Raw genomic sequence first — 23,230 nt, forward strand, 5'->3', positions numbered from 1 at the left:
GACTGGACATAGTGCGCAGTGAAATCTTTGACCGTTGCGCATTTTGTCACGCGCTCGGATGCTTCAGGGCATGACGCACACAGTGGAACCCCAGGGTGCTCTTGACGACGTGAGCTACGACCAGCTGCGTCAGCTCGTCGGCCTCGTCGATCACGACTCTTCGACCGACCCCTTCCCGGTGAAGTCGATGGACGCGGTGGTGTTCATCGCGGGCAACGCCACGCAGACCGCGTGGTTCTACCAGGTCGCTTTCGGCATGCGGCTCGTCGCGTACTCCGGCCCCGAGACCGGGAACTTCGAGCGCAAGTCGTTCGTGCTGAAGTCGGGCTCGGCCCGCTTCGTGATCACCGGCGGCGTCAAGCCCGACTCCCCGCTGCTCGACCACCACCGCCGTCACGGCGACGGCGTGATCGACCTCGCGCTCGAGGTCGCCGATGTCGACCGGTGCATCGAGCACGCCCGTTCGCAGGGCGCCACCGTCCTCGAGGAGCCGCACGACGTCTCCGACGAGCACGGCACCGTGCGCATCGCCGCGATCGCGACCTACGGCGAAACCCGCCACACGCTGATCGACCGGTCGAAGTACACCGGCGTCTACCTGCCCGGTTACGAGCCGCGCGAGAGCAGCGTCGTCCGTCCGGAAGGCGCGCCGAAGCGGCTGTTCCAGGCCGTCGACCACTGCGTCGGCAACGTCGAACTCGGCAAGATGGACTACTGGGTCGACTGGTACCACCGCGTCATGGGCTTCGTGAACATGGCGGAGTTCGTCGGCGACGACATCGCGACCGAGTACTCGGCGCTGATGAGCAAGGTGGTCTCCAACGGCAACCACCGCGTCAAGTTCCCGCTCAACGAGCCGGCGATCGCGAAGAAGAAGTCGCAGATCGACGAGTACCTCGAGTTCTACGGCGGCGCGGGCTGCCAGCACATCGCGCTGGCCACCAACGACATCGTCGCGACGGTGAAGGCGATGCGCGCCGCGGGCGTCGAGTTCCTCGACACCCCGGACTCCTACTACGACGACCCGGAGCTGCGTGCGCGGATCGGCGAGGTCCGGGTGCCGATCGAGAAGCTCAAGGAGCACCGCATCCTGGTCGACCGCGACGAGGACGGCTACCTGCTGCAGATCTTCACCAAGCCGATCGGCGACCGCCCGACGGTGTTCTACGAGCTCATCGAGCGGCACGGTTCGCTCGGTTTCGGCAAGGGCAACTTCAAGGCCCTGTTCGAGGCCATCGAGCGTGAGCAGGAGCGCCGAGGCAACCTCTGACCCCGGCAGTTCGCAGGGCGTGAAAGGGCTCTTCATCGCACTTCGTGCGGTGAGGGGCCCTTTCGCTGCGTGACGGGGCCGACTTTGTCGGCGCGGGGTGGTACACCGGACGGGAACTAAACTTCGACCACTCCGGAACCGAAGGCTCCTTCGGACCGTCAGTGTGAAGACGTCAGCATGCAGCTTTTGGAAGGGTCCCGATGCCGGACAACGTCGACGCCAGCGAACGCATGGTGGACAACTGGACGAAGCAGATCCAGGAGACCGCCGAGCGCTATCAGGCGATGGCCGCACGCATGCAGGGCCAGACCGTCACCGAGCGGTCGAAGGACAACACCATCGAGGTCACGATCGACTCGAAGGGCCTGCTCAAGAACCTCGTCATCTCCGAAGCCGCGAGCGGCAAGCGGATGGCGGAGGTCTCGTCGCAGGTCATGCGCCTCGTCCAGCTCGCGCAGTCCCGGATCCCGGAGCTGCTGCAGACGGCGATGGCCGAGACGGTCGGGACCACCGACGAGACGGCGAACCGGGTGATCGCGGAGGCGCAGAGCACCTTCCCGGAGGCCCCGCCGGAGGAGAACCCCGCACCCCCGGAACCCGAGCGGCACCACCGCTTCGGCCCGGAAGAGGAAGAGCCCCCGCCGCCGTCCACGCAGGCGAACCCACCCCAGAACCCACCTCAGCCGAAGCCGATCCCGCGCCGCCGCCGCACGCAGGACGACGATGACGACGAATTCGGCGGCAGCATCCTTTCGTAGACGTCCATCCGGCCTGGTAGAGGGGAGAAACCATGGCAGGCAAGGGTTATGAGCTCGGCGCCGACCTCGACGCGCACGCCAAGCAGATCGACGGCATCGCCGACGGCCTGCGCACGGCGGTCGACGCCGCGCAACAGGTGAGCATGCCGACCGACGCGTACGGCATCATCTGCCAGCCGTTCCGGATGATGCTGGACCCGGTGGAGGAGTTCGGCATCAACGCGCTGAACAAGGCCGTCGAGGCCGCGACGACGGTGGCGAACAACGTGCGGTCCGCGTCGAACGCCTACCAGACGCAGGACGAGAACTTCGCCGCCGAGTTCAAGAACGTGCAGGTGCCTGACTGATGCCCGAGGGGAACCCGCTCGTCGCGAACGCACCGACCGATGGCGACGGCCCCGGACCGCTGACGGCCGGGAACAGCGAGTACGGCTACGCGGCGGGCATCGGTGTCGCCGAGTCGGCCATGGACGCCTTCAACGGCATCTCGAACGGCGACTGGATCGGCGGTGGGCTCGGCGTCCTGAGCCTCGCCGGCGAGATGGCCAGCGCCGCGATCGACCCGTTCGGCTACCTGATGTCGTCGGTGGCGTCGTTCCTGATGGAACACATGCAGCCGCTGAAGGACATGCTGGACGCGGTCGCCGGTGATCCGCCGGTCATCCAGTCGTACTCCGAGACCTGGGGCAACGTCGCCAAGAAACTGGAAGACACCCAGGTCGAATTCTCGAACGCGGTCAAGAACGGCACGTCCGGCTGGACGGGCGACGCGGCCGACCAGTACCGCAAGCAGGCCGCGGAGCAGGCGGAGGCGATCAGCGGGGCGGCGACGGTCGCCGGCGGGATCAGCACCGTCGTGATGATCTTCGGCGAGATCGTCGCGTTCGTCCGCGAGTTCATCCGCCAGCTCATCGCGGACGCGGTCGGCAAGCTCATCGCGTGGGTCATGGAGACGGTGTTCTCCCTCGGCTTCGGCACGCCCGTGGTGGTCGCGCAGGCCGTCACCGCGATCGCCAAGTGGGCCGCGAAGATCGCCGACAAGCTCAAGGAACTCTGCGACGCGATGCGGCGGGTCTCGCCGCTGCTGGGCAAGCTGGTCGACGTCTTCGAGAAGATCATCAAGATCTTCGGCAAGATCGCGGGCAAGGTCACCGGCCTGGACGTGATCAACACCAAGAACATCAAAACGGGCGGGTTCATCCAGCGCGGCGGCAGCGGCGGCGGATCCGGTGGGACCGGCGGCGGCTCGGGCTCAGGCTCCGGCGACGGGCCGGACGGCGACGGTTCGGGTTCCGGTAGCGGCTCCGGCGACGGTTCCGGCAGTGGCTCCGGCGACGGTTCGGGTTCGGGCAGCGGCTCCAACGGTGACAACTCCGGGGGCAACTCGGGCGACACCAACAGCGGTCCGAACGACGGTTCCGGCGGCAACTCCGGCGACACCAACAGCGGCCCGAACGACGGCTCCGGCGGCAACTCCGGCGACACCGGCGGTTCGGCCGATTCCGGCTCGAACGGCGGTTCCAGCGGAGACACCCCGTCCAACACCACCCGCGGTGGTGACGGTGGCGGCTCGTCCACCCGTTCCGACGGCGGCTCCCCCAACCGCGCCGGCGACGGACCGTCCACTTCGGACGGAAACTCCGCCGGCGGCGATGGTTCCCCCAGCACCGCCCGTTCCGACGGTGGTTCCCCCGGCGATTCCGCCACCCCGAACCGCACGTCCGATGGCGGCTCGCCCAGCCCGAACCGCGCGGACACCGGCGGCTCCCCCACGCCGCACACACGAGCGGACACCGGCGGCTCCCCTAGCCACACCCCGGACAGCGGGTCTCCCACGCCGCACACCCGCGCCGACACCGGCAGCTCCCCGAGCCACACCCCCGACACCGGCTCCCCCACACCACACACCCGCGCCGACAGCGGCAGCTCCCCGAGCCACACCCCCGACAGTGGCTCTCCCGCACCGCACACACGAGCGGACACCGGCGGCTCCCCGAGCCACACCCCGGACAGCGGGTCTCCCGCACCGCACACGCGCGCCGACACCGGCGGCTCACCCAGCCACACCCCCGACAGCGGCTCCCCGGCTCCGCACACCCGCGCCGACACGGGTGGCTCCCCGAGCCACACCGGCGACGGCGGCGGTTCGCCCCGGCCGCACGGCGGCGACGGCGGCGGCTCGCCCACCCCTCGGTCCGACCCGTCACCCGGCCACCACGGCGGCAACGACGGCGGCAGCCCCACCCGGCCGACCGACAGCGGAACGACGACCAGCGGCACCGCCCCCACGGCACCGCGCCTCGGCGACGCCGGCCCGTCACACATGCCTTCGCAGCGCAGCGGACCCGGTGGCGACGCTTCGCACGGTGTCCCGCCGCAGGGCCAGCCGATCGCCGGCGGTATGCCGCCGCAAGGCGCTCCGGGTGGCACGCCCGGCGGCACCCCCGGTTCGCCCGGCGGCAGGCCGCAGGGCGGCGGCTGGACGGGGACGCCCGGTTCGCCGCGCACCCCGGACACGAACGCCCCGCGCACCCCGGACACCCACACCGGCCCCAGCCGCGGCCCCGGCCAGACCGGCCCCGGCGGACGGCCGAACCAGCCGCATCAGCCGCAGCCGGTCGCCCGGGGCAACGAGTTCGGTCCCGGCGCCCAGCCGCACACCGGCTCACCGGGCACGCACGGCCCGGGCAACCGGCCCGGCGGCACGGGCCCCGGCAACACCGGCCCGGGCGGCCGCGGCCCCGATGGTCACTCCGGGCCGCCGCGTTCGCCGGACGGTCACGGCCCCGACGGGCACGGACCGCGCCAAGACCCGAACGGGAACCCCGACGGCACGCCGCACGACCGCGGCCCCGACGGCGAGCCGGATCGCCCGCTGACACCGGACGAGGTCAACCAGCGGCATTCCGAGAGCACCCCCGCGGGCAGCTCGTACCACCGCGGCGACTCGGACATGGGCGACCTGCCGCACCGCGTCCAGCCGGATCCGGACGGCCGCTACACCGTCGACGTGCACGTGACGCCGGACGGGCACGCCCGGATCGGCAACCGCACCTACACCCCGGAAGAGTTCGCGGACATCCTGCGGCGCAACGGGGATTACGACGGCCGCCCGATCCGCCTGATCGGCTGCGACGCCGGCTCGAACGATTTCGCGCGCCGTCTGTCGCGGGAGCTCGACACCGAGGTGATGGCGCCGAGCAAGCCGGCGTGGACCGACTCGAACGGGCGCGTCTTCTCGTCCGACTACGAGATCGGCCCCGACGGCCGCCCCCGGCCCAAGATCCCGCCGAACGGCGAATGGGACGTCCACAGCCCCGACGGCACCGCCCGCCGGGCGAGCGACGACGGCTTCACCCCGGACACGTCGCACGCGGACAAGCAGGACGTGGACGCCGACAGCGCCCGCGATCGCGGCCGGGACTTCCCGTCACAGCACGAGATCGAAGGCGGCTGGAAGGAGCCGGACTACACCCCGCCTCGCCGGGACGTCACCCTGCAGCCGGGCGAGCGGTTCTACGATCCCAGCAATCCGAGGCCGCTGGACCCGAACACGAAGTACGAGGTCACCGACAGCTCCGGCCGGCGGTCGACCATCTACACCGACGACTCCGTGCCGCCCAAGATCACGCATGTCGACGCCGACGTCCCGAACACCAGGATCGGGTCCGATCCGACCAACTCGCTGGCGAACCCGGACACGGACCACCTGCTCCCCGACGTCGACTACCGGGTGCACACCGGCGAGGGCCGGTTCGAGTTCAGTACCGACGGCAACGGCAAACCGATGCTGGACCTGGATGACTTCGATCCCCCCGCCAACGCCAGGCCGGAAACCGTGCTGGGCTGGGATCCGAGTGCGAACGGCGACGGCCCGTTCAGCAACAAGCCCCGGTCGGAACTCGATCCCAACACCGCGTACAAGGTGTTCTCGACGGACGCCAACGGCAACAAGGTGCTGCACGGGACCTTCTACACCAACAACGAAGTGCCGCCGCGCTTCACCCATATCGAGACCCGGCCGGACGATCCCAAGAATCGCTGGATCAACCCCGAGACCGGCGACAAGCAGACGATGCACGACGCGCAGGCAGGCAGGCCCGACGGCCTTCCGCTCAAGGGCGTCAAGTACAAGATCGGCGATTTCAACTACCACGCCGACCAGTACGGCAACAGCCCCGTCTCGTTCGAGCCCGACTACTCCACCAAGGCGGGACCACGCGGGAACACGAGCGTCATGACCCGGATCGGCGCGATCGGCGTCGCGGACACGGGCCTGCCCGCACGAGGCGGCCACACCGGGGACCACGCCTCCGGCGCGGGTGGCGGCCGTCTGGCCGGCGCTCCCCAGGCGCATACGCAGAACAACCACACCAGCGGGAGCGACGAGCACAACTGGGCGTACTCGGAAACCGACCGCCGGACGGCCGAAGCCCGCGGTGGTGACCACGGCAGGGTGCGGACCTGGCTCGAAGAACCGTCCGTCGGGGAGACCCCGGACCGGTGGCACACCATGTCCGAGAGAATCGCACCGGACGGAACCCGCACCTACAACTTCAGGAGCTTCGTGAATGTCCCCAACCCCGCCCCCGTCGCCCCCCACACCCCCCTCCGGCCAGAGCCCCCGGCAAATGTCTGACCAGGAGCGGGCCGATCAGCTGGTCCAGCAGATCGGCGCGGCCGTGCTGCGGGAGGCGCCGGCGGGGTGGCGGCGGATCGACCTCAAAGCCACCATGGCCACGATGGTCGAGGAGCTGGCGATCACCGTGATCATGGAGGACGGCAGCAGCGCACAGATGCAGCCGCCCGACATCCGGGCGGCCCTCCAGGAATCGCGTCAGGCCCTATACGAACCGGGGAAGGGCACCTGGCTGGCCATGCGGCTCATTCTCGACCCTCCCGGCTCCTTCGCCGTCCATTACAACTTCACCTTCGATCCGCTGTGGGATCCTCCTGTCCCGGCGGTGGTCTACCAACGCGACCTCGAGGCGTTCCCGCGCGACGAGGAGAACATTCCGGCCTGGTACCGGGCACGGCTCGAAGAGCAGCAGGAAGGAGCTGAGCAGGCGTGACGATTCCGGCCAAGTTCGGTGACGCCGACCAGGAACGGATCCTGACCGAGATCGCCGATCAGCTGAAGTTCCTGCTCCCTCCGGGCTGGGACTACGTCCAGATCAAGTACAACGCCATCGGCGAACACCGGGAGACGGCCGCCATCGTGCAATCGGTGGCGGAAACCCTCACCCCGTGGACCCCGCCGGAGGTGATCTCGGACCTGTTCGCCGAGCTGCGGGAAAGAGCCGCGAACCCCGTCGGGGGCACCTGGCTTGGCGCCGTGTTCGAAATGCGGCATCCGGGTTCGTTCAGGGTCAACTTCAACGGCACGGCGGAGCCGGAGTTCCGGAACCCGCCGCCCCCCGAGGCCTTCTCGGACGAACTTCGACGCTTCCCGCGCGCGGCCGAGAACATCCCGGACTGGCTGCGGCTGCGGGCCGGCGAATCCGGCGACGGCTCCTGACCAGCGACCGGAAGCCTGAAAGAGGGAAGATGACCCAGCAACCGGTGCCGTTGAACCAGCAGCAGCAACAGCAGCTCGTCTGGCAGATCGGCCATGCCCTCGCGATGCCGCTGCCGCCCGGCTGGCAGCAGATGCGCGTCGAGTACCGGGCGGCGGGCAGGCACGTCGAGGTCGACCTGCTCGTCACCGGTCAGGACGGTCTGCCGCGGCCGGTGCAGCCGAGCCCGGAAGCCGTCCAGCTGCTCGGGAACCTGCGGGCGGGCATGTACCAGCCCGGCCGCGGGACCTGGCTGAGCGCGATCCTGGTCTACGGTTCGGCGACCGTGCTCAGCACGGACTTCCTCGCGGACGTGGAGCCGCCGTGGCGGCAGGCGCCACCGCCGATCGGCTTCCAGGACGAACTGCGGTTCTTCCCTCGCGCCGAACAGAACATCCCGCCGTGGCTGCGCCAGCGGGCCGGGCTCGACGCCGCACCGGTGGCCGAGCCCGCGGTGGCCGAGCCGGCGCCGGTGGCCACCCCGCCCGCGGAAACGCCGGAATCCTTGAAGTCGCCGCGGGTCTACGACGGTCTCGACGAGTCCGGGCGCCCGATGGTGAACCGTGAGCCGCTTTCCCCGGCCGAGCGGGAACGCGTGCTGGCGTATCTCGACGCCGCGCCGGTCGTGCTTGCGTCGCGGAGCTACGACGCCGACGCCTTCGATCCCGACAGGGAACCGCTGGTGCCGTTGAACTTCCGCACGGACGGCCGGTGGTACTGGCCGGGTGCGGTCGCCTATTACCTGCGCGAGCACGACGTGGCGCCCGACCCCGAACTGCTCGGCCACATCAGGGCGCTGCGGTTCACCCTGCCCGACGTCGGAGAGCCCGAACGCGAACTCGCGGTCGCCGCGATCACCGGTCAACCGTCCACTTAGGACCGGGAGATTTCGCGGCCGGATGATGCCACCTGACGGATACGTCACGTGACAAGTTCACGGTCCGGGTACTCTTGACGGCAGCGACGAAGGCGAGCAGGGAGCGCACATGGCACGGGGGAACATCGGCAGGGTCCGGGCGACCCGTTCCGCCGGGATGCTCCCGGTCGTGCTGGCACTCACCTCGGCCGCGCTGCTGACCGGCGCCGCCGTCTACACGGTCGACCGCGCCGGTTGCGTGGATCCGGGCCAGTACATCCGGCACGACAACCACATCGAACTCGTCGGCGGCTGCGTCGACGGCTCCGAGCTGCCAGCCGTGCCGAAGGGGACTTCGCACGAAGCGGACGCGAAGAGCGGCGTCACGCCCAGCAACTACCGCCCCTAACCGGGCGCTTCCTCCCACCACACCGCGCTGACCAGCGCGAAAAGAGCAAGGGACCTTTGCTCCCACTTACTTAGCTCGGCTAAGCGAGTGGTAGCAAAGGTCCCTTGCTCACTCCCTGGGCTCGGCGGCGGTCAGCCCAGGGCCTTGGCCAGATCGTCGACCAGGTCGCTGCCGTCCTCGATGCCGACGGACAGGCGCAGCAGGTTGTCCGGCACCTCCAGGGTGGACCCGGCGGTGCTCGCGTGGGTCATCTTGCCGGGGTGCTCGATGAGCGATTCGATCCCGCCCAGCGACTCGGCGAGGATGAAGAGCTTCGTCTTCGACGCGACGTCGAGCGCGGCCTGCTCTCCGTCGATATGCGTGAACGAGATCATCCCGCCGAAGCGCCGCATCTGCTTCGAGGCGACCTCGTGGCCGGGGTGCTCCGGCAGGCCCGGGTAGTAGACGCGCTCGACCTTCGGGTGCTTCAGCAGCATCCGGGCGATCAGTTCGGCGTTGTCGCTGTGCCGCTCCATCCGCAGCGCGAGCGTCTTGATCCCGCGCAGGGTCAGCCACGCGTCGAACGGGCCGGGCACCGCGCCCGCCGCGTTACGCAGGTAGAACAGCTGCTCGCGCAGCTCGTCCTCGTTCGTCAGGATCGCGCCGCCGACGACGTCGGAGTGCCCGCCGAGGTACTTGGTCGTCGAGTGCAGGACGACGTCGGCACCCAGCGAAAGCGGGTTCTGCAGGTACGGGGTGGCGAAGGTGTTGTCGACGACCAGGCGGGCGCCGGCGCCGTGCGCGACCTCGGCGAGTGCGGCGATGTCGGCGATTCCCAGCATGGGGTTCGTCGGCGACTCGCACCAGATCAACTTCGTCTCCGGCCGGATCGCCGCGCGGACCTCGTCGATGTTCCCCAGGTCGGCGACCGTGTGCTCGACGCCCCACAGGCTCAGCACCTTGTCGATCAGGCGGAACGTGCCGCCGTACGCGTCGTTGCCGAGCACGAGGTGGTCTCCGGGCCGCAGGGTCGCCCGCAGCAGGACGTCACTGGCCGCCATCCCCGACGCGTACGCCAGACCGTGCCGAGCGCCTTCGAGCGCCGCCAGCGCGACCTCCAGCGCGGTGCGCGTGGGGTTCGCGGTGCGGGAGTACTCGTAGTCGCCTTCGCGCGTGCCGCCGACGCCGTCCTGCGCGTAAGTCGAGGTCTGGTAGATCGGCACGATGACCGCGCCGGTCCGGGGATCAGGGGTCTGCCCGGCGTGGATCGCGCGCGTCTCGAAGCCCAGCAGAGAGTAATCGTCGGCCATACCGTCAAGGGTACGACCACCCCTGCGCGATCCCATCGTCTGGGATCGAACTCACCACTGCCCGGGCGGCTGTCCCTGCTGCTGGGCACCGGGGGCCGGCGGGTATCCGGGCTGTGGCGGCGGATATCCGAAGTTCGGCGGCTGCGCGGAGCCGGCCTGCGGCTTGGCCGCCAGCCAGCGCGCCGTCGGCGGGACCAGCGCCAGCACGAGGGTCGCGATCGCCGGGATGAGGACCACGAAGAGGAGCCAGCCGAAGCCGAAGAACAGGGTCACCCCGCCGTACGAGAAGTGGAAATGCGCGTCGAACGCCCGGAGCAGGAAGGTCAGCGCCACGAACCCGATCGCGGACGCGGCTCCGATCACGGTGAGCACCCGTCCGGCCCGCTTGCGCAGAAGCAACATGATCCCGCCGCCCAAGAGCAAGGCGGCGCTGACGAGGTCCAGCACCGCCCCGATCAGCAGGAACGAAATGAAGTAGTGGGACAGCTCGATGATGTGGGACGCCAGCCCGGCGAGGAACCAGAGCCCGCCGAGGATCGCGAGGATCCCGGCGATGATCGCGGTCGCGCCGCTCGGCTGCCGCATCGGCCCCGGCGGATAGGCACCCGGTGCCGGGTATCCCTGCGGCGGGTATTGCTGGTAGGTCATGTCTCCCCCTGTCGAATTCCTTGCCCGAGAAGTACTCCGGATCTCACCATCCGCCCTGCTGGGGGGACTGGTTCTGCGGCCGGTACGGCTGCACCGGCGCGGGCCGCCAGCGCAGATACCGGAAAGTCGGCGGGAGGACCGCCAGCAGCAGCGCGAGCAGTCCGAACACGACCATTGCCAGGCGGAGGACGCCGTCGAAGGTCGCGAACCGGAGCAGGATGTCGAGGTGGATCCGGTACGGCACGCGGAAGGCGATCGGTTCCAGCACGACGGCCACGATGGCGAGCAGCGAACCGAGGATCAGCAGGATGGCGCCGACCAACGAGCGGAAGAACGTCGTCAACGCGCCCATCAGCAGGAACAACGCGGCGAGCAGGTACAGCACCAGCTCGACGAGCGCGAAGCCCGGCAGATTCGAAAGGCTGAACCCCGACGGGAGCTCGATGAAGTAGCGGATCGGGATGAAGCCCGACGCGAGGGCACCGACGAGGCCGAGCACCGCGGCGATGATCGCCGTCGCCCCGGATGGCCGGGCCTGCGGCGCGGGATACCCGTAAGCCGGTCCGGGCTGCTGTGCGGGATATCCGTACGGACCGGTCACGTCGCTCCCGTCGGCCAGGTGTGGGTTGACGGCGCTCACCCTAGCCGCCGGAACCTTGCCGTGGCAGGCGAATCGGGGATACCCCGGCGAAAACGAAACACCCCCGGCCGCGGGCCGGGGGTGCTCCGAGTGAAACCGTTCAGTGGCGGCGAATCACCACTGCTGCGGGGGCTGACCGGGCTGCTGGCCCGGCTGGCCGAAACCGCCGCTGGGCGGACCCTGCTGACCCGGCTGCTGCCCGAAACCACCGGGCTGCTGCGGAGCCTGGCCGAAGCCACCCTGCTGCTGGCCCGGCTGGGCGAAGCCACCGCTGGGCGGACCCTGCTGGCCGGGCTGCTGCCCGAATCCACCGGGCTGCTGTCCCTGCTGCGGGAAACCACCCGAAGACGGCTGACCGGGCTGACCGAAGCCACCCTGCGGCTGGCCGCCGTACTGACCGGGCTGGCCCGGCTGGCCGAAGCCACCCTGCGGCGGGCCGCCGAAACCACCGGGCTGGCCGCTCTGCGGGGCGCCCAGCACCGAACCGCCGCCACCGAGACCCACGAACTGCGCGGTCGCCGGGATCAGGCCCAGCACACCCACGATCAGGATCACGATGCCGAGGAGCAGGTGCAGCAGGCCACCGCCGATACCGGCGCCTTCCCTGGCGGACGGCGGCAGCTTGTCCAGGAAGTCCGACGACGGGGTCGAACCGCTGAGCAGGAGGACGCCGAACAGCACCAGCAGCGCACCACCGGCGGCGACGACGATCGGCGCGATCTTCTTCACCGTGCCGGGGAGCTTGCCCGCGAGGGCCAGCCCCACGCCACCGGCGAGGGAGACGAGCGACCCGACCAGAAGCATGATCACGTAGAACCAGGTCGCCCCCGGACCGACCACACCGGCCTCGTCCAGGAACTTTTCGATCTGCTCCTGGTTCGGAGCGCCGTCGAAGACCTTCGAATAGTCGCTGGCGTCACCGAAGTAGACGAACGACACGATCAAGGCGATCAGGCCGAGCAACGCCACGACGCCACCGGCGATGAACCCGAACATCGGGTTCCCGCCGCCACCGCCCGAGGCGGCGGGGCTGTAGCCCTGCGGCGGTCCGCCGAAACCGGGCTGCTGGCCGAAGCCGCCCTGGGGCGGCCCGCCGAAGCCCTGCTGCGGCTGGCCGAAACCAGGCTGCTGCTGACCCTGCGACGGGTCGAAGCCGCCCTGCTGGGGCTGGCCGAAGCCCTGCTGCTGACCGAAGCCGCCACCCTGGGCGCCGTAGGCACCGGCGGCCGGGTTGTCGGCCGCGCTCGGCGGCGGGGCGTACGGGATGGCGGGCGGCTGCGAACCCGGCGGCACGAGCTGGGTGGACTCGGCGGTGGGGCTTTCCCCGCCGCCGCTCACCGGCTGCACGACCTGGGTCGCGTTCGCGTCACCGGAACCCTGCTGGACCGGCTGCACGACCTGCGTGGGCTCCGGCGTGTCGCCGAACCCGCCTCCCTGGGGCTGCTGCTCATAGGAGGGCTGCTGCCCGTACTGCGGTTGCCCGTAGTCGGGCTGAGCCGGCTGGCCGGGCTGCACCACCTGGGTCGGTTCCGGGGAACCGAACGGGTTGTCTTGCTGCGGCTGGGGGCCACTCGGGGGTCCCTGCGGTGGCTGGGCGCCACCCCAAGGCTGATTCGGTGGCTGCGGAGCACTCATTTGGGTCTTGAACCCCCTTGACGAGGACATAAAAGTTCAACTCACCCGACACGCTATCGGATAGCCGGTCGGGCCGCTCGTAACGCCCCGGCCCGACCATCCGATGAAATGCCTCTTTACCGTCCCGCGAGAAACGCGAGCAGGTCGTGCCGGGTGACGACACCCGCCGGCTTGCCGTCGACCAGGACCAGCGCGCCGTCCGCGCCCGAGAGCGCGTTCATCGCCACACTCACCTGTTCACCGGCGCCGATGGTCGGCAGCGGCGGCGACATGTGCTGCTCGAGCCGGTCGGCCAGCTGGGCCTTGCCGGTGAAGAGCGCCTCGAGGAGGTCGCGTTCGTTGACCGCGCCGACGACTTCGGCCGCCATGACCGGCGGTTCCGCGCTGACCACGGGCATCTGGCTGACGCCGAACTCGGACAGGATCGCCACCGCTTCGGCGACGGTCTCGTTCGGGTGACTGTGCACCAGGCTGGGCAGCGAGCCGCTCTTCTTCGTCAGGACGTCGCCGACGGTCCTGCCGCTGGAATCCGGCGGCAGGAAGCCGTAGGAGGACATCCAGCTGTCGTTGAACACCTTGGTGAGGTAGCCGCGGCCGCCGTCGGGCAGGAGCACGACGACGACGTCGTCCGGGCCGAGGCCCTCGGCGAGCTTGAGCGCCGCGGCGACGGCCATGCCGCACGAACCGCCGACGAGCAGCCCCTCTTCGAGCGCGAGGCGGCGGGTGATGTCGAACGAGTCCGCGTCCGACACCGCGATGATCCGGTCGGCGATGTCCCGGTCGTAGGTGTCCGGCCAGAAGTCCTCGCCGACGCCCTCGACGAGGTACGGCCGCCCGGTCCCGCCGGAGTACACCGAGCCTTCGGGGTCCGCGCCGATGACCTGGACACGGCCGTCGCTGACCTCCTTGAGGTACTTGCCGGTGCCCGAGATCGTCCCGCCGGTGCCGACGCCCGCGACGAAGTGCGTGATCTTGCCTTCGGTCTGGCGCCAGAGTTCCGGGCCGGTCGAGTGGTAGTGGCTGGCGGGGTTCTCCGGGTTGGCGTACTGGTTCGGCTTCCAGGCGCCCTCGATCTCGCGCACGAGGCGGTCGGAGACGTTGTAGTAGGAGTCCGGGTGCTCCGGCGCCACCGCGGTCGGGCAGACCACGACGCGGGCGCCGTAGGCCTTGAGCACGTTGCGCTTGTCCTCACTGACCTTGTCCGGGCAGACGAACACGCACTTGTACCCCTTGCGCTGCGCCACCATGGCCAGCCCGACGCCGGTGTTGCCGGAGGTCGGCTCGACGATGGTGCCGCCGGGCTTCAGCTCGCCGGAACGCTCCGCGGCTTCGATCATCCGCAGCGCGATGCGGTCCTTGACGCTGCCGCCGGGGTTGACGTACTCGACCTTGGCCAGGATGAGCGGCTGGAGCCCCTCGGCCAGTGCGTTCAGCTTGACCAGAGGGGTGTTGCCCACGAGGTCCACGATGTGCTCGACGTATTCCACTCCCACAGCCTAAACGCCGCAGGTCGCGATGTGCCCACTCAACTCCGCACGACGATGTGTCCCCGGAAAAGAGTGGCGTGGATCGCGTTCGCCTTTGACCCGCACCTCACTCCGGTGGAGGATGCGAGGTGAGCAACCGCTTAGCGCGTGTCTGGATCGAGAACAAGGGAGTGTCGTTCCATGCCCGAAGCCGTCATCGTCTCCACCGCCCGATCCCCGATCGGCCGCGCCGGCAAGGGATCGCTGGTGAGCATCCGCCCGGACGACCTCGCCGCGCAGATGGTCCGCGCCGCGCTCGACAAGGTCCCCGAACTGGACCCGACGCAGATCGAAGACCTCATGCTGGGCTGCGGTCTCCCCGGCGGCGAGCAGGGCTTCAACATGGGCCGCGCGGTCGCCGTCGAACTCGGCTACGACCACCTGCCCGGCTGCACGATCACGCGGTACTGCTCCTCCAGCCTCCAGACCACCCGCATGGCGCTGCACGCGATCAAGGCGGGCGAAGGCGACGTGTTCATCTCCGCCGGTGTCGAGACGGTGTCGCGTTTCGCCAACGGAAGCTCGGACTCGTGGCCGAACACGCACAACCCGCTGTTCGCCGACGCCGAGGCCCGCACGGCGCAGGTGGCGGCCGAAGGCGCCGACAGCTGGACCGACCCGCGCGAGAACGGCGCCCTGCCGGACGTCTACATCGCGATGGGCCAGACCGCCGAGAACCTGGCGCGGCTGAAGAACGTGTCGCGGGAGGAGATGGACGAGTTCGGCGTCCGCTCGCAGAACCTCGCCGAGAAGGCCATCGCGGACGGCTTCTGGGCGAAGGACATCACGCCGGTCACCCTGCCGGACGGCACCGTGGTCTCGAAGGACGACGGCCCGCGCGCCGGCGTCACCCTCGAAGGCGTCTCCGGTCTCAAGCCGGTCTTCCGCCCCGACGGCCGGATCACTGCGGGCAACTGCTGCCCGCTCAACGACGGCGCGGCCGCGGTGATCGTCATGTCCGACACCAAGGCTCGCGAACTGGGGCTGACGCCGCTCGCCCGCGTCGTCTCCACCGGTGTTTCCGGGCTGTCGCCGGAGATCATGGGCTACGGCCCGGTCGAAGCGTCGAAGCAGGCGCTCGCCCGCGCCGGGATGTCGATCGGCGACATCGACCTCGTCGAGATCAACGAGGCGTTCGCCGCGCAGGTCATCCCGTCGTACAAGGACCTCGGGATCGACCTCGACAAGCTGAACGTCAACGGCGGCGCGATCGCCGTCGGCCACCCGTTCGGCATGACCGGCGCGCGGATCACCTCGACGCTGATCAACTCGCTTCAGCACCACGACAAGCAGTTCGGCCTCGAGACGATGTGCGTCGGCGGGGGCCAGGGCATGGCGATGGTGCTGGAGCGCCTCTCCTGACCCGCTGACCTGCGAAAAGAGAGCAAGGGACCTTTGCTACCGCTTACTTAGCCTGGCTAAGCGAGTGATAGCAAAGGTCCCTTGCTCTCTTCCGGCGCCTAGTGGGTCATGATCGGCGGGGCCGGGGCGACCTCACCGTCCGCGCCCTCGGGCAGCGCGGGCTTGGTCTTCGGCAGGAACGCCGCCGGGATCAGGCACAGCGCGAGCAGGATCATCGACCACAGGAACGTCGTCGAGAACGCGTCCGCCGTCAGCCCCGAAGCTGCTTCGCGTGTCGCCGGGTTCATCACCGCGGCCGTCGCGGCCAGCTGTCCCTGCGCCGTCGGCACGCCGAACTTCCCGGCGAGCAGCGCCGCCAGGATGATCGACAGCACCGCTGAACCGATCGCCCCGGCGGTCTGCTGCAGGATGTTCGTCGCCGTCGACGCCTTCGCCATGTCCTCCGACTTGAGCGTCTGCAAGGCGGCCGAGGTGATCGGCATCATCGTCGCGCCCATGCCGAGCCCCATCACGAACAGCGCCGAAAGCAGCAGCCAGTACGGCGTCGCCGCGGTGATCTGGGTGAAGGCGATCAGGCCGGCGAGCATCAGTACGAGACCCGGCAGGACGATCTTCCGCGCGCCGATCTTGTCCGCGAAGCGGCCCGCGATCGGCATGGTCAGCATCGCGCCGACACCCTGCGGGGCGAGCAGCAGACCGGCGTTCATCGCCGATTCGCCGCGCGCCAGCACGAAATACGTCGGCAGGAGCAGCATCGCGCCGAAGAACGCGACGCAGAAGAAGGTCATCGTCACCATGGCGACGGAGAACGACCGGTTCTTGAACAGTTTCAGGTCGAGCAGCGGGTTCGTGACCCGGTTCGCCCGGAACACGAATGCCACCAGCAACGCGATCCCGGCCAGTGCGGGCAGCCAGACGTCCACCGCGCCGACACCGCCCGCCGCCGGGATGTTCGAAACGCCGAAGATCAGCGCCGCCAGCCCGGGCGAGACCATCAGCATGCCGAGGAAGTCGAACCGCTCGCTGGGCTCCGGCCGGTCCTTCGGCAGCAGGCGCCAGGCCATGGCCATGGTGATCAGGCCGATCGGCACGTTGATGTAGAAGATCCAGCGCCAGCTCACCGCGTCGACCAGCCAGCCGCCGAGGATCGGGCCGCCGATCGGCCCGAGCAGCATCGGCACCCCGAGCACGCCCATCACGCGCCCGATCCGGTGCGGCCCGGCGGCCCTGGTCAGGATCGTCATGCCGGCGGGCATCAGCATGCCGCCGCCGAAGCCCTGCAGGACCCGGAAGACGATCAGCGATTCGACGTCCCAGGCCATGCCGGCGAGCATCGACCCGATCAGGAACAGCCCGATCGCGGTCATGTAGAGCCGTTTGGTGCCGAACCGGTCCGAAGCCCAGCCGGTGATCGGGATGACCGTCGCCAGCGCGAGCATGTAGCCGGTCGCGATCCACTGGATGGTGTCGAACGAGGTCTGGAACTCGATGGTCAGTTTCTGGAGCGCGACGTTGACGACCGTCGTGTCGAGGATCGCCATGATCGCGCCGAGGATGACGACGCCAGCGATCTTGAGCACGCCCGCGTCGAGTTTGTCGCCGCCCGGTGCGGCCGGGCTTTGCGTTGACATGAAAAATCCGTCCCTGATGCTCAGTGTCCCCCGGGACGCGACAACCCCCGTGGTCGCGACTACGGAATCGACGCCCGGCCTCGCGCCGGGCCTCCCCAAACGAGCTTGTGCATTAATGCGCAAGCTCAGTACGTAGCCGAGGGTAGCCGAACACAGGTTTTACCTGCCAACTTTTTCCCCGTAGACGGACCTAATGGGCAGACCTGTGTACGGAGTGTCAGCAGACGCTGTCGGTCGGCGCCGGGTTGCCGAGCCCGAACAGCGGTCGCAGCTTGAGCCCGATCCAGGTGCCGCCGAGCGCGAACACGCCCCACAGCCAGCCGTGCAGGCTGCCGACCGAGATGCCGCCGAGGTAGGCGCCGATGTTGCAGCCGCCCGCCATCCGCGCGCCGACACCCATCAGGATCCCGCCGAGCACCGCGGCGACGGCGGTCCGCCACGGGATCGAGCTGTGGATCTTCCACGCGCCCGCCGCCGCGGCCGCGACCCCCGCGCCGATCATGATGCCGATGTCGGTGAGGCTGTTCTTGTCCTTCCAGATCGGCCCCGCCAGCGACGCCGCGTTCGCCTTGATCCGCCAGAACTCCCAGGTTTCGGGGTGCAGGCCGAAGACCTGCAGGATCTTGGCGCCCCAGAGGCTGAACGCGCTCGTCACGCCCCAGATCCCGCCGGAGACCAGGAAGACCGCGCCCGCCAGCACCCCGAGCACGACGGCGCCGACGAGGATCGGCCACGAGCCACGGTAGATCCGGGCGAAACCGCGCGCGGTCGGCACGACGTCGACCGGCGGCGGGTTGCGGCGCTTCTGCACGAACCGGGTCCCCAGCACGATCGCGGCGAGGACGGCGATGGTGATCGCCCACGAACCGAACCAGCCGACATGGTCGGCGAGCAGGATTCCCTTGAACTCGGGCCAGCCCGACAGCAGCGGATACGCCCACGTGTAGAGGACCGAACCGGTGATGAAGCCGCCGAGGGTCAGCACGATCGTCGACTGCCCGGAGCCGACCGCGAACAGCGTCCCCGAAGCGCAAGCGCCCCCCAGCTGCATGCCGATCGCGAAGATCGTCGCGCCGACGAACAGCGCGAGCCCCAGCCCGCCCGCGGTCGGATTCGGCGTGCTGCCGAAGAGCCCGGATCCGGTGCCCACGATCAGCGCGATCAACGTCGCGGCCGTTCCGAGCAGCAGCGTGTGCGCCCGAAGCCCTTGGCCGTTCCCGACCGCGATCAGCTGGCGCCAGGCCGAAGTGAACCCGAAGCGGGAGTGGAAGAGCGCGACGCCGAGCAGCAGGCCGAGGATGAGCAGGACACCGAACTTCGCCCCGTGCGCGGCCCAGACGTACCAGGTCAGTCCGACCGCGAGGGCGCCCGCGACCGCCAGCGGCACCACCTTGACCGGCTCTTCCGGTTGCGGGACCGGGGCGGCGCAGGAGGTCGGGAAGTCGAGGAGTTTCTTCTCACCGGCTTGGGTTTCGGTCGTCGCCACCAGGACTCCAGGTCGATCGGCGGGGTGGGGGACGAGCAACGTTATGACCGGTGACCGCCCGGACGCAGCCTGTCCCACACTGTGCGACGAACGGCGGCGCGCGCACGGCCGGATGGCGGCGGTAGCAAAGGTCCCTTGCTACCTGGTGCTCTTCACGCAGACCGTCGACGGCGGTGTCGAGTAGCTCTTGAGGTGGGTCGCGTCCGTGTCGTCGCAGGTCGCGACGCTGTCGACCACCTTCAGGACCTCCGCGTCCCGCGCGGGATCCGAGCAGGGGACCTTCTGATACGCCACGCTGTCGGCCAGGAAGTTCTCGAGACAGTCGCCTTGCTTGGCGTTGATCATCATGCAGAGCTTGTACGAGGCGAAGGTCTTGTCGACGGTGAGCTGGTCGTACTCACCCGTGGGGCAGGCGCCGCCCGCGTCGGTCTTCGCGCCGGCCTTCGCGTTGGCCTCGGCCGAGCCGCAGTCCGCCTTGACCGGATCGTCGCCGACGTCACCGAAAGTGGTGACCGCGTAGCAGTCCCCCACCCGGACGTCGTCGGTGTTCGAGAGGTAGCCGACGATCCACGACGACGCGCTCAGCACCACGATCGCGACCGGTACCAAGAGGCCGACCCAGAACCACTTGGAACGCTTCGGCCTGGCGGGTTCGGCACTGTGCTCGGTCATGGGGTCAGCGTATTCGCGGCAACGGAAAAGGGCGCCCCGATCGCTCGGAGCGCCCTTTCGCGAAAGCCCGGGTCAGTCGTTTTGGAAGTACGACAGCAGCCGCAGGATCTCGAGGTACAGCCAGACCAGGGTGGTCATGAGGCCGAAGGCGGCGAACCACGCCCACTTCGACGGCATGCCTTCGCGGATCATCCGGTCGGCCTGGTCGAAGTCGAGCAGGAAGCTGAACGCCGCGACACCGATCACCACGAGGCTGAAGATGATCGCGATCGGCCCGCCGTCACGCAGCGGGTTGAAGCCGAAGAAGCTGGTGATGAGGTTGACCAGCATCAGGATCGCGACACCGACGACGGCGCCGATGATCCACTTGGTCAGCTTCGGCGTGACCTTGACCGCGCCGGTCTTGTAGACGACCAGCATCGCGACGAAGACACCCGCGGTGCCGATGATCGCCTGCAGCGCGATACCGGGGTACAGCGCTTCGAAAAGACCGCTGATCGCACCGAGGAAGACACCCTCGGCGGCCGAGTACGCCAGCGTGAGCGGGCCGCTCGGCTTCTGCTTGAAGATGATCACCAGCGAGATGACGAGGCCGACGATCATGCCGCCGACGAGCGCGCCGATCACGCCGCCGCTGATACCGGTGATCCGGCCCGCGGCGTCCACGGGCAGCTGGCTGATCGCCCAGATCGCGGTGAGCACACCGGTCACCAGCGCGGTGCCGAGGCTCAGCGCCGTCTTGATGACGACGTCGTCGACGGTCATCGGACGGTCGTCGGCGCCGGCGGAGGTCTGCGGGGGGCCGTAGCCGGGCACGCCGCCCTGGGGTTGGTTGAAGCCTACGTTGGGTCCGTACTGCGCCGCGCCACGCGGCAGGTTCCGGAACGCCGGGTTGCTACTGGATCGCACCTGATCCTCCTGGATCTACTGGCACCTGCATCGGGTTCAACGACCGCGTGGGCCGCCCGGTTCCCGTCGAAGTAAAGACGACTTTACTCACAATCGGCGCGACGCCCATCCCCCACACCGTATGCGGCGCAGATCACCGACCGTTCACCGATACCCCACCTGATGCCGTATTGCCAAAACCGCTGATCACCCGCCACTCTCCACGTTGCGTGTTCGGATAATCACCGAAGGCGTGTCGGGGAACCTATCGATCGTGTGACCTGCGCCGACGTAAATGCGCCGGGGCAGAGCACGGCCAAAGGAGTCAACACACCATGGGGTGGACCACACGCCCGAGCGTGCGTTCGCGCGCCTTGACCAGCCTGATCGCGACGTGCCTGCTCGGCGCCTTGTCCGCCACCGTCGCGGTGACACCGGCTTCGGCCGCGCCGAAGCAAGAAGGTGTCGGCTACGAAGTCACACCTGGCCAGCCTCACAAAGCCGCGACCGGCAGAGACTGGCTCGGTTCCTATGTCGTCAACGGCAAGCACGTGTTCTGCGTCTCGTTCCAGCTCAAAGCGCCGGGCACGGACGAGGAATACAAACCTGGCGACGAACTCCGCGACAAGTGGGGCGAGAAGCTCCCCGACGACATCGCGGCCAACATCTCCTACCTGCTGCTCCGCTACGGCGGCACCAAGGACAACGCCGAGGCCGCCGCGCTCGCGCACCTGCTGCACTCGTGGACCTCGAAGCCGCGTTCCGAAGCCGACCTCAAGCCGGAGCTCGACCCGGAGGCGCTCGGCTACAACATCGGGTTCCACCTCGACAAGCTGAAGGAGAAGAAACCCGACGCCGCCGCGGCCGTCGAGAAGCTGACCAAGGACGCCGAAGCCAACCGCGGCCCGTGGACCACCTCGATCACCCCGCCGAAGGAAGACCAGCACATCGGCACCGCGGGCGAGTGGACGATCAGCGTCAAGAACGCCAAGGGCAAGGGCATCTCGGGCGTTCCCGTGCAGCTCACGCCGTCGAACGCGACCGTCGACAGCGGTGAGAGCACCAAGCCCGCGTCGACCTCGAACACCAAGGCCGAGAAGGCCACCACGGTGAAGACCGGCGAGGACGGCACCGTCACGGTCAAGGTCACACCGACCGGTGACCAGCCGAAGTTGTCCAGTTCGCTCTCCGCCCCGGCGGATCGGCCGTACGTGCAGTTCCCGGTCGACACCGGTGTGCAGAAGGTCGTCTCGACCGGTGGCGAGAAGGAACTGAAGGCCCAGGGTGTCGCGGTCGTTTCGAAGCCGGGCAAGGTCCAGGTGACCAAGGTCGACGCGAAGACCGACAAGGGCGTCGCGGGCGCCGCGCTGCGGATCACCGCGAAGGACAAGACGACGGCCGCGGTCGGCCACGACGGCAAACCCCTCAACGGCGCCGACGGCAAACCCGCCGTCGTCACCACCGAAGGCGAGAACGGCACCGTCACCGTGGAGAACCTGCGTGCCCCGCAGGAGATCTGTGTGGTCGAGGTCAGCGCGCCGCCGGGCTACACCAACGCGTTCGACCCGAAGAATCCGCCGTCCGCCTGCGGCGAGATCAAGCCGGGTGAGACGCTGGCGCTCAAGGTCGCCAACACGCCCAACGAGGTACCGCGCACCATCCCCGCCGGCGACCGGCCGGTGGCGATGATGCAGGGCACCGTCGAGAACTCGGCGTCGACCGCCGGCATTCTCGGCGTCGGCGCGCTCGCGCTGCTCGGTTCGCTGATGGTGGGCGTGGCCGCGCGGCGGTCTTCGCGACGCTAAGAGGTTCTGGAATGTCAGTACGACGCGGGTTCGCGCTGGGAGCCGTCACGGTCCTGTGCGCGGACCTCGTCGCGGCCCTGCTCATCTGGCCGCCGACGACAGTGGTGACGGGGACGGCTCAGGCCGTCTCCGTCTCGGTCGCGGGCGGCGCGCCCGCCGCTCCCGCGCAGCAGGAGACCCCGCCCCCGCCGGACATCGTCCCCACGACTCCGACGGCCGCCCCACCGCCGCCGTCGTCGTCGAAAGCGCCCGAAGCACCGAAACCACAGGGCCCGGGGACGATCCGGCTGCCCGCGGGCGGTGCGGCGAAACTCGTGCGCAAGGAACTCGGGCCGGGGGCGGAGCTTCCCGTGCCGGAGAACCTCGGTGAGGTGACCTGGTGGGGCGCCGAACTGAGCGCGGCGACCGGCGCCAGCGTGTTCGCCGGCCACGTGAACTGGAAGGGCGCGACGGGTCCGTTCGCGGAGCTGTGGACCGAGCGGATCGGCGGCACCGTCACCGTGGTCGACAAGGCCGGGAAGTCCTGGCAGTACAAGGTCTCCCAGCTGATCACGCTGAAGAAGAACGAACTGCCACAGCGCGCGGACGAGCTGTTCGGCCAGTCCGGTCCACATCGGGTAGTCCTGGTCACCTGCGGCGGCCGGTGGGTCGGCGGGGAGACCGGATACGCCGAGAACCGGGTCGTCATCGCCGACCCCGCCTAGTTACCCGTGAGTAACTTCACCGGCGCCGTGGTGGTCCTCGCCGTCCTCATGCAGCAGAATGCCGGGGGACGCGGGCGAGCACGGTGAAGGGTGAGA

At 69.2% G+C, this 23,230-nt stretch carries 20 protein-coding genes; 11 read left to right on the plus strand and 9 right to left on the minus strand.

The features are described 5' to 3' along the window. The first annotated feature begins 70 nt into the window (after positions 1 to 70). The 8 genes from hppD (at position 71) to ACZ1DY_RS37345 (ending at position 8,848) form a co-directional block, all read left to right on the plus strand. Entirely contained in the window at positions 71 to 1,270 is a 1,200-nt protein-coding gene (gene hppD / locus ACZ1DY_RS37310) for a 4-hydroxyphenylpyruvate dioxygenase (RefSeq protein ID WP_126737517.1), read from the plus strand. A gap of 200 nt (positions 1,271 to 1,470) precedes the next feature. Then, positions 1,471 to 2,028, plus strand: coding sequence for a YbaB/EbfC family nucleoid-associated protein (locus tag ACZ1DY_RS37315; protein WP_465482463.1), 558 nt, complete (start codon positions 1,471 to 1,473; stop codon positions 2,026 to 2,028). Between the two features lie 32 nt (positions 2,029 to 2,060). Further along, positions 2,061 to 2,375: a type VII secretion target gene (locus ACZ1DY_RS37320; protein WP_126737519.1), complete on the plus strand. Its 315-nt coding sequence runs from the start codon at positions 2,061 to 2,063 to the stop codon at positions 2,373 to 2,375. Then, positions 2,375 to 6,667 carry a hypothetical protein gene (locus ACZ1DY_RS37325; RefSeq protein ID WP_465482464.1) on the plus strand — a complete coding sequence of 1,431 codons (4,293 nt, stop codon included), beginning with the start codon at positions 2,375 to 2,377 and terminating at the stop codon, positions 6,665 to 6,667. Before ACZ1DY_RS37320 ends, ACZ1DY_RS37325 begins: the two co-directional genes overlap by 1 nt. Continuing rightward, entirely contained in the window at positions 6,660 to 7,100 is a 441-nt protein-coding gene (locus tag ACZ1DY_RS37330) for a hypothetical protein (protein ID WP_125674055.1), read from the plus strand. Before ACZ1DY_RS37325 ends, ACZ1DY_RS37330 begins: the two co-directional genes overlap by 8 nt. After that, positions 7,097 to 7,546, plus strand: a complete 450-nt coding sequence (locus ACZ1DY_RS37335) for a hypothetical protein (RefSeq protein ID WP_465482465.1) — start codon at positions 7,097 to 7,099, stop codon at positions 7,544 to 7,546. The genes ACZ1DY_RS37330 and ACZ1DY_RS37335 overlap by 4 nt, the downstream gene beginning before the upstream one ends. Before the next feature lie 29 nt (positions 7,547 to 7,575). Further along, positions 7,576 to 8,460: a ferredoxin gene (locus ACZ1DY_RS37340; RefSeq protein ID WP_465482466.1), complete on the plus strand. Its 885-nt coding sequence runs from the start codon at positions 7,576 to 7,578 to the stop codon at positions 8,458 to 8,460. A gap of 109 nt (positions 8,461 to 8,569) precedes the next feature. Then, positions 8,570 to 8,848 carry a hypothetical protein gene (locus ACZ1DY_RS37345; RefSeq protein ID WP_126736407.1) on the plus strand — a complete coding sequence of 93 codons (279 nt, stop codon included), beginning with the start codon at positions 8,570 to 8,572 and terminating at the stop codon, positions 8,846 to 8,848. Positions 8,849 to 8,979: 131 nt separating this feature from the next. Here the strand turns inward: ACZ1DY_RS37345 and ACZ1DY_RS37350 are convergent, their stop codons facing one another. The 5 genes from ACZ1DY_RS37350 to ACZ1DY_RS37370 all read right to left on the minus strand — a co-directional run bounded on the left by ACZ1DY_RS37350 (position 8,980) and on the right by ACZ1DY_RS37370 (position 14,547). Then, positions 8,980 to 10,137 carry a cystathionine gamma-synthase gene (locus tag ACZ1DY_RS37350; protein ID WP_034305458.1) on the minus strand — a complete coding sequence of 386 codons (1,158 nt, stop codon included), beginning with the start codon at positions 10,135 to 10,137 and terminating at the stop codon, positions 8,980 to 8,982. Positions 10,138 to 10,188: 51 nt separating this feature from the next. Then, positions 10,189 to 10,785 carry a hypothetical protein gene (locus ACZ1DY_RS37355; protein WP_465482467.1) on the minus strand — a complete coding sequence of 199 codons (597 nt, stop codon included), beginning with the start codon at positions 10,783 to 10,785 and terminating at the stop codon, positions 10,189 to 10,191. Positions 10,786 to 10,828: 43 nt separating this feature from the next. After that, the gene (locus tag ACZ1DY_RS37360) at positions 10,829 to 11,425 is read right to left on the minus strand and encodes a hypothetical protein (RefSeq protein WP_465482468.1); all 597 of its coding nucleotides are present in this window, start codon (positions 11,423 to 11,425) and stop codon (positions 10,829 to 10,831) included. A 114-nt stretch (positions 11,426 to 11,539) separates the two neighbouring features. Then, positions 11,540 to 12,943 (minus strand): hypothetical protein, encoded by a 1,404-nt coding sequence (locus ACZ1DY_RS37365; protein WP_257484378.1) that lies wholly within the window; start codon positions 12,941 to 12,943, stop codon positions 11,540 to 11,542. A gap of 233 nt (positions 12,944 to 13,176) precedes the next feature. Continuing rightward, entirely contained in the window at positions 13,177 to 14,547 is a 1,371-nt protein-coding gene (locus tag ACZ1DY_RS37370) for a cystathionine beta-synthase (protein WP_126736411.1), read from the minus strand. A gap of 180 nt (positions 14,548 to 14,727) precedes the next feature. On the opposite strand from ACZ1DY_RS37370, the gene ACZ1DY_RS37375 reads away from it, so the two are divergent. Then, positions 14,728 to 15,948, plus strand: coding sequence for an acetyl-CoA C-acetyltransferase (locus tag ACZ1DY_RS37375; protein ID WP_126736412.1), 1,221 nt, complete (start codon positions 14,728 to 14,730; stop codon positions 15,946 to 15,948). 98 nt (positions 15,949 to 16,046) lie between these two features. On the opposite strand, the gene ACZ1DY_RS37380 is transcribed toward ACZ1DY_RS37375, so the two are convergent. The 4 genes from ACZ1DY_RS37380 to ACZ1DY_RS37395 all read right to left on the minus strand — a co-directional run bounded on the left by ACZ1DY_RS37380 (position 16,047) and on the right by ACZ1DY_RS37395 (position 20,646). Beyond that, positions 16,047 to 17,579: a DHA2 family efflux MFS transporter permease subunit gene (locus tag ACZ1DY_RS37380; RefSeq protein WP_126736413.1), complete on the minus strand. Its 1,533-nt coding sequence runs from the start codon at positions 17,577 to 17,579 to the stop codon at positions 16,047 to 16,049. A 217-nt stretch (positions 17,580 to 17,796) separates the two neighbouring features. After that, on the minus strand, positions 17,797 to 19,065 hold the full coding sequence (locus tag ACZ1DY_RS37385; RefSeq protein ID WP_126736414.1) for a YeeE/YedE family protein: 1,269 nt from the start codon (positions 19,063 to 19,065) through the stop codon (positions 17,797 to 17,799). A gap of 138 nt (positions 19,066 to 19,203) precedes the next feature. Continuing rightward, entirely contained in the window at positions 19,204 to 19,737 is a 534-nt protein-coding gene (locus tag ACZ1DY_RS37390) for an LppU/SCO3897 family protein (RefSeq protein ID WP_126736415.1), read from the minus strand. Positions 19,738 to 19,809: 72 nt separating this feature from the next. Then, on the minus strand, positions 19,810 to 20,646 hold the full coding sequence (locus ACZ1DY_RS37395) for a Bax inhibitor-1/YccA family protein (protein ID WP_063277638.1): 837 nt from the start codon (positions 20,644 to 20,646) through the stop codon (positions 19,810 to 19,812). Between the two features lie 314 nt (positions 20,647 to 20,960). On the opposite strand from ACZ1DY_RS37395, the gene ACZ1DY_RS37400 reads away from it, so the two are divergent. Both ACZ1DY_RS37400 and ACZ1DY_RS37405 read left to right on the plus strand, forming a co-directional pair. Continuing rightward, positions 20,961 to 22,430 carry a SpaA isopeptide-forming pilin-related protein gene (locus tag ACZ1DY_RS37400; RefSeq protein WP_465482469.1) on the plus strand — a complete coding sequence of 490 codons (1,470 nt, stop codon included), beginning with the start codon at positions 20,961 to 20,963 and terminating at the stop codon, positions 22,428 to 22,430. A gap of 11 nt (positions 22,431 to 22,441) precedes the next feature. Continuing rightward, positions 22,442 to 23,134, plus strand: coding sequence for a class F sortase (locus ACZ1DY_RS37405; protein ID WP_465482470.1), 693 nt, complete (start codon positions 22,442 to 22,444; stop codon positions 23,132 to 23,134). Positions 23,135 to 23,230: the final 96 nt, after the last annotated feature.

This window comes from Amycolatopsis sp. PSD-21, assembly GCF_055561455.1.

Coding starts and splice junctions, on each gene's coding strand:
- hppD (WP_126737517.1), top strand. CDS start 71: ATGACGCACACAGTGGAACCCCAGGGTGCTCTTGACGACGTGAGCTAC.
- ACZ1DY_RS37315 (WP_465482463.1), top strand. CDS start 1,471: ATGCCGGACAACGTCGACGCCAGCGAACGCATGGTGGACAACTGGACG.
- ACZ1DY_RS37320 (WP_126737519.1), top strand. CDS start 2,061: ATGGCAGGCAAGGGTTATGAGCTCGGCGCCGACCTCGACGCGCACGCC.
- ACZ1DY_RS37325 (WP_465482464.1), top strand. CDS start 2,375: ATGCCCGAGGGGAACCCGCTCGTCGCGAACGCACCGACCGATGGCGAC.
- ACZ1DY_RS37330 (WP_125674055.1), top strand. CDS start 6,660: ATGTCTGACCAGGAGCGGGCCGATCAGCTGGTCCAGCAGATCGGCGCG.
- ACZ1DY_RS37340 (WP_465482466.1), top strand. CDS start 7,576: ATGACCCAGCAACCGGTGCCGTTGAACCAGCAGCAGCAACAGCAGCTC.
- ACZ1DY_RS37345 (WP_126736407.1), top strand. CDS start 8,570: ATGGCACGGGGGAACATCGGCAGGGTCCGGGCGACCCGTTCCGCCGGG.
- ACZ1DY_RS37350 (WP_034305458.1), bottom strand. CDS start 10,137: ATGGCCGACGATTACTCTCTGCTGGGCTTCGAGACGCGCGCGATCCAC.
- ACZ1DY_RS37355 (WP_465482467.1), bottom strand. CDS start 10,785: ATGACCTACCAGCAATACCCGCCGCAGGGATACCCGGCACCGGGTGCC.
- ACZ1DY_RS37375 (WP_126736412.1), top strand. CDS start 14,728: ATGCCCGAAGCCGTCATCGTCTCCACCGCCCGATCCCCGATCGGCCGC.
- ACZ1DY_RS37380 (WP_126736413.1), bottom strand. CDS start 17,579: ATGTCAACGCAAAGCCCGGCCGCACCGGGCGGCGACAAACTCGACGCG.
- ACZ1DY_RS37390 (WP_126736415.1), bottom strand. CDS start 19,737: ATGACCGAGCACAGTGCCGAACCCGCCAGGCCGAAGCGTTCCAAGTGG.
- ACZ1DY_RS37400 (WP_465482469.1), top strand. CDS start 20,961: ATGGGGTGGACCACACGCCCGAGCGTGCGTTCGCGCGCCTTGACCAGC.
- ACZ1DY_RS37405 (WP_465482470.1), top strand. CDS start 22,442: ATGTCAGTACGACGCGGGTTCGCGCTGGGAGCCGTCACGGTCCTGTGC.